Origin of the sequence: Polaromonas sp. AER18D-145, from assembly GCF_002379095.1 — a bacterium.
In the GTDB taxonomy this organism is placed as follows: Bacteria; Pseudomonadota; Gammaproteobacteria; order Burkholderiales; family Burkholderiaceae_C; genus Polaromonas.
This window is the reverse complement of sequence record NZ_NBZV01000087.1, coordinates 1-5,266: the sequence shown is the minus strand read 5'-3', so window position 1 is coordinate 5,266 and position 5,266 is coordinate 1. Positions and strand designations below refer to the sequence as shown.

The 5,266-nt window shown below is 65.8% G+C and carries 4 protein-coding genes; 1 reads left to right on the top strand and 3 read right to left on the bottom strand.

The features are described 5' to 3' along the window. The 3 genes from B7G52_RS22750 to B7G52_RS22740 all read right to left on the bottom strand — a co-directional run. Positions 1 to 980, bottom strand: a 980-nt coding sequence (locus tag B7G52_RS22750; RefSeq protein ID WP_170954858.1) for a multicopper oxidase family protein, incomplete at its 3' end; no start/stop codon positions are given. 10 nt (positions 981 to 990) lie between these two features. Next, the gene (locus tag B7G52_RS22745; protein WP_096699938.1) at positions 991 to 1,419 is read right to left on the bottom strand and encodes a hypothetical protein; all 429 of its coding nucleotides are present in this window, start codon (positions 1,417 to 1,419) and stop codon (positions 991 to 993) included. Positions 1,420 to 1,611: 192 nt separating this feature from the next. Beyond that, a complete protein-coding gene (locus B7G52_RS22740; protein ID WP_240523591.1) occupies positions 1,612 to 2,055 on the bottom strand; it encodes a hypothetical protein in 444 nt (147 codons plus the stop codon). Between the two features lie 381 nt (positions 2,056 to 2,436). Between B7G52_RS22740 and B7G52_RS22735 the strand changes: the two genes are divergently transcribed. Further along, a complete protein-coding gene (locus tag B7G52_RS22735) occupies positions 2,437 to 5,121 on the top strand; it encodes an HAD-IC family P-type ATPase (RefSeq protein WP_096699937.1) in 2,685 nt (894 codons plus the stop codon). The last annotated feature ends 145 nt before the right edge of the window (positions 5,122 to 5,266 follow it).

Genomic DNA, 5,266 nt, shown 5'->3' with positions numbered 1-5,266 from the left:
TGGCCCGCGTCGAACAGCACATCGAGGCGCTCGCCCGGCGCGAGAAAGGCTTCGCTCACCGTTTCCGGCCGTTCGATCAGGCCGCCATCGGTGCCGATGACGGTGAAGTCCAGCGCTGTCTTGCCCTTGACGAAGGCGAGCCGGTAGATACGCGCATTCGACCCGTTGAGCAACCGCAGGCGGTAGGTGCGCGGGGTGACTGCCTGCACCGCATTGGGCGTCAGGTTGGCGAGCACGATGTCACCGAGCCAGCCCATCATGGCTTCATGGGCATCAGGCTTGTACAACAGCTTGCCCTGCGCGTCGAACTGCTTGTCCTGGATGACCAGGGGCAAGTCGGTGACGCCGAGTTGCAAGTCAAGCGACTTGCTCAGCCGGCGCTGATCATCGTCGTCCACCAGGAAGAAACTCGCCAGACCGTGGTAGGCCTGCTCGGCGGTCAGCTCGTGTGCGTGGGTGTGGTACCAGTAAGTGCCGCCGCGGTTGCTGACCTTGAAGTCATACTCGTAGCGACCACCGGGGCCGATGGTGCTTGCCGGATGGCCGTCCATGGCGGCGGGCGTGTGCAGGCCGTGCCAGTGGATGATGGTCGACTCCTGAAGCGCGTTGTCCAGGCTGGCCGTGAAGCGCGCGCCGCTCTCGATGCGCAGGATGGGGTTTTGGTAGGCCTTGCCCGCCTGCTCGGTCTGGTACAGCAGGAAGGGGGATTCGCGGCCGGGTAGCAACGGGAAGCTCGCCGCGGTGGTGCGGATTTTCAGGGGCCCGGCGACATCGAGTACCCCGAACGGCCCGCTGCCCACAGGAATGAACAGCTTTTGCTGGAAATTTTCTGCTGCCACCGGATCGAAGGGATAGTGGCGAAACGGCCCGCCCGCCAGCGCCCCGGAACGAGGCAATCCGTAATACATCCAGGCGGCGCCCCCAGCGGCGGCCACGGTCGCCACACCGGCAAACTGAAACAGCTGTCTTCTTTGCAACATGAAATTCTCCTTAACGCGCAGGCGCAGCTGGCATCTGGTCCATCATCATTTTCATCATGGTCTGCATCATCTCCATGCGTTTTTCCATCATCTGCTCGCGCGCGTTCAGGTCGCCGGCCATACCCGGCATGCCTTTCATGCCGCCCATGCCAGCGCCGGACATACGGTCCATCATGGCCATGCCGTCCTGCATCGTTTTCATGTGTTCGGCCATCAGTTTGTTGCGCTCTTCCGCGGTCTTGGCGTTCATCATTTTTTCGTGCATGCCCTGCATGGTCTTCATCTGCACATCCATCCTGGCCATCTGGTCAGATGCAGCCATGCTGGGGGGGCTTGTGCTGCCCATGCCCATGCGCATGGCAGGGGCTGTATTGCAGGCAGTCAATGCGCCGACAGCGGTGAGCGCCACGGCAAGGGGAATAAATCGGAATGGGGTCATGACAGACTCCTGGTGGGTTGAAGGAAGAAGAGGAAGAAAAGGAAAAGGAGGGAGTGCAGCGTGTCTGGGTAAACACAGGCGCTGGCGCGATGCCTGATGCCACCCCCTTCACCTGGACACAGCGTCCTCTGGACTGAGAAATGGAGACAGGTCTGCGGGCCGCGAGGTTCCAGGCCAGCCGTCAGAAGGCGGCTAAAGTGCCAGCCGCGAATAGCGGACCCGGACGGGCCGTTCAGGTAAGGCCGGCTGGACGTCGTCCATCCGCCGGGACGTCGTGGCCGCAGGCGACGCCGCTGTCCAGAGAATGGACATGAGAGGCGCCGGGCCAGGATCAGCCTGGGTCGCCGTCAAGTCCTGCCTGGGCAAGGAATGCGCGCCGTCGTCGCAGGCCTTCAGGCACGGGGCCTTGGCAGCCTGCGAGTCGTCGTCGTGGCCAGCCACAACGCCCGCATGACCTGGGGAGACAAGGGGGGCTTGCGCGGTTTCGAACAGTTCGACGGGTGCAGCGTGAGCATGCGTGACGCGCGCCTCCAGCAAACAGGCATTGGCGACCCCTGAAACCAGCGCAAACAGCCACCCCAGCAACACCAGGAGTGTAGTGTAGCGTTTGCTGCGGGTGCTGAAAGACGGCTTCATGGAGGTACAGGTTTCGGATGGTTCATGCTACCGAGGTCCCACGATGGCTGATTGATATGCATCAAACAGATGCTGCATGTGGGTACGTCCCCCCGCTGCCACCGAGCGGGATTCTTGTGCACACTGCTGGCCGGCTTTTGCGTTTTCCTGCAGGCGAGACCGTTCGGTCCATCGAACCCCAACATGATGTCGCCTTGCAAACAGTCACGCAGTCACGCGCGCTGCGGTGCAGCATCGGCCCCTGAGGGCGGCGTGATCGCCGCGCTGGCACCGGGCTTGATGTAACGCAAGCGGCACGGCATCCTGTTCGATGAGCCTGCGGCTTGCGGGCCGGTGTGGCCGATTTTTGCGCTACCCTGACAGCATCAACCTGCCCTGCCCATGACCGCCAAGACCCTCTCCTCACATAGCGGGCCTGCGCCCGCTCCTCCGCTGTGGCATGCCTTGCCGGCCGGCGAGGTCCTGGCCCAGCTGGCCTGCGACCCCGCGCTGGGGCTCAGCGCCGCAGAAGTGGAAAAACGCCGCGCAAGCGAAGGCGCCAACGCCCTGCCCGAACCGCCGCGCCGCTCGATGCTGGCCGTGTTCGCGCGCCAGTTCAAGAGCCCGCTGATCTACATCCTGTTTGCCGCCGCGGTCCTGGCGGTTGCCATGGCGCATTACGGCGACGCGGTGGTCATCCTGGCCGTGGTGCTGGTCAATGCCGTGGTGGGCACCTTCCAGGAGGGCCGCGCAGAACGTTCGATGGCCTCGCTGCGCCGGCTGGCGGCGCTGCGCGTGCGGGTGCTGCGCGATGGGCAGGAAGCACTGATCGAGGCGCGCGAGCTGGTGCCGGGCGATCTGCTGCTGCTGGCGGCCGGCGACGCGGTGGGCGCCGATGCCCGCCTGATCGAGGAAGCGCAGTTGCAGGTCGCCGAGGCAGCCCTGACCGGCGAGTCGGTCCCGGTCAGCAAGGCGGTGGCGCCACTGGCCGAGTCCACCGGGCTGGCGGACCGTCGCAACATGCTGTTCTCCGGTACCTACGCAACCGCCGGCCGCGCGCGGGCGGTGGTCGTGGCCATCGGCCGCCACACCGAAGTCGGCCGCATTGCCGAGCTGACCGAAGCGGCCGCCGACCCCCAGACGCCGCTGGAGCAGCGCATCGCGCAGTTTGGACGCTCACTGGTCGTCGCCGCGCTTGTTCTTTTCGTCGCGGTGGTCGCGCTCGGGATGTTCCGGGATCTGCCGCTGGCCGATGTGCTGATGGTGGCCATCAGCCAGATGGTGTCCATGGTGCCCGAAGGCCTGCCGGTGGCCATGACCATCGCTCTTGCTGTGGGCATGCAGCGCATGGCGGGCCGTGGGGCCATCATCCGCCGCCTGTCGGCCGTCGAGACCCTGGGCTCGACGACCGTGATCTGCACCGACAAGACCGGCACCCTGACACGCAATGAAATGACGGTCAGCGCCTTGTGGCTGCCCGGCGGGCTGCAGGTGTCCGTCAGCGGCACGGGCTACGCGCCCGAGGGCCTGCTCAGTTCTGATGATGCGGCCCTGCTGCCGCTGCTGCAGGCTGCCGCGCTGTGCAATGACGCGCAGCTGATGCCGCCCGAGGGGGCGCGCACGCAGTGGTCGGTGCTGGGCGACCCGACGGAAGGCGCGCTGAAGGTGCTGGCCGCCAAGGCGGGCATCGATCTGGAAAAACTTGCCCGCGAGGCGCCGCGCGAGGCCGAACTGGCCTTCGATGCCGACACCCGGATGATGGCCACACGCCACCGTTTTGCCGGTGCACCGCGCCGCGTGTTCATCAAGGGGGCGCCCGAAGTGCTGCTGCACCTGTGTGCGGCCGACGGAACGGCGGTGATCCACGCGGCACGCGCTGCCGCCGACGCCATGGCGGCACGCGCGCTGCGGGTGCTGGCTTTTGCCGTGGTGGACGACGATGTGCTGGACCCCGACGCCGGTTTCGACGCGCTGGCCGGTCGCGCCCACCTGCTCGGCTTGGCCGGCCAGATCGACCCGCCGCGCGAGGAGGTCAAGGCTGCCGTCGCCGAATGCCGCGCGGCCGGCATCCGGCCCGTCATGGTGACCGGTGACCACAAACTCACCGGCCTGGCGATTGCCCGTGAACTCGGCATCGCGCGTGACAGTGACCGCGCGGTGGACGGTGACGAACTCGAGCGCATGAACGAGGCAGACCTGCGCGACGGGCTCGATCACATCTCGGTCTTTGCGCGTGTGCATCCAGCGCAGAAGCTGCGCATCGTCGAAGCCCTGCAGGCGCACGGCGAGGTGGTGGCGATGACCGGCGACGGCGTCAACGACGCACCGGCGCTGGCGCGCGCCGATGTCGGGGTGGCGATGGGCATCACCGGCACCGACGTGGCCAAGAGCGCGGCCAAGATCATCATCACCGACGACAACTTCGCGACCATCGTCGGCGCGGTCGAACAGGGGCGCGTGGTTTACGGCAACCTGAAAAAAGTCATTCTCTACCTGTTCGCCACCTCGATCGACGAGGTCGTGGTGCTGCTGCTGGCCTTGCTGGCCGGCTACCCGCTGCCGCTGGCGGCGGTGCAAATCCTGTGGATCAACATCGTGACCGAGGGCACACTGACCCTGAACCTGGTGATGGATCCGCCCGACGGCGACGAGATGAAACGCACGCCGGTGCCACGCAACGACAGGCTGGTGGACCGAACCATGCTGGGCCGGGTGCTGCTGATGTCGGCCACCGCCGTGCTGGTCACCTTCGGCTGGTTCGTCTGGCGGCTGGGACAGGGCTTGCCGATTGACCTGGTGCGTACCGAAACCTTCACCGTGCTGGCGATGTGTCAGTGGTTCAATGTGCTCAACTGCCAGTCGGCCACCCGCTCGGCGTTCAGGCTGGGCCTGCTGAAAAACCCCTGGCTGCTCGGCGGCCTGGCCCTGAGCGTCGCGCTGCAGCTGCTGGTGCTGTATGCCCCGTTCATGAACACCCTGTTTTACACGGTGCCGCTGGCGCCCGCCACCTTGCTGCCCTTGTTGCTGCTGGCCAGCGGCGTGTTGTGGGCGGAAGAGCTGCGCAAGTTGATCGTGCGCCTGCGCTAGGAGCCTGTCGGGCTTTCCCGTCTTTCGCGAAGCGGGGTATGGCGCAACAATTGCTGGAGTAGACCAAAGGAGTCCTGCCCGATGAGCCGGTTCATATCTGTTGACCGAGACACTGCTTACCTTCTGCCGCCCTCGGTGGACGAAT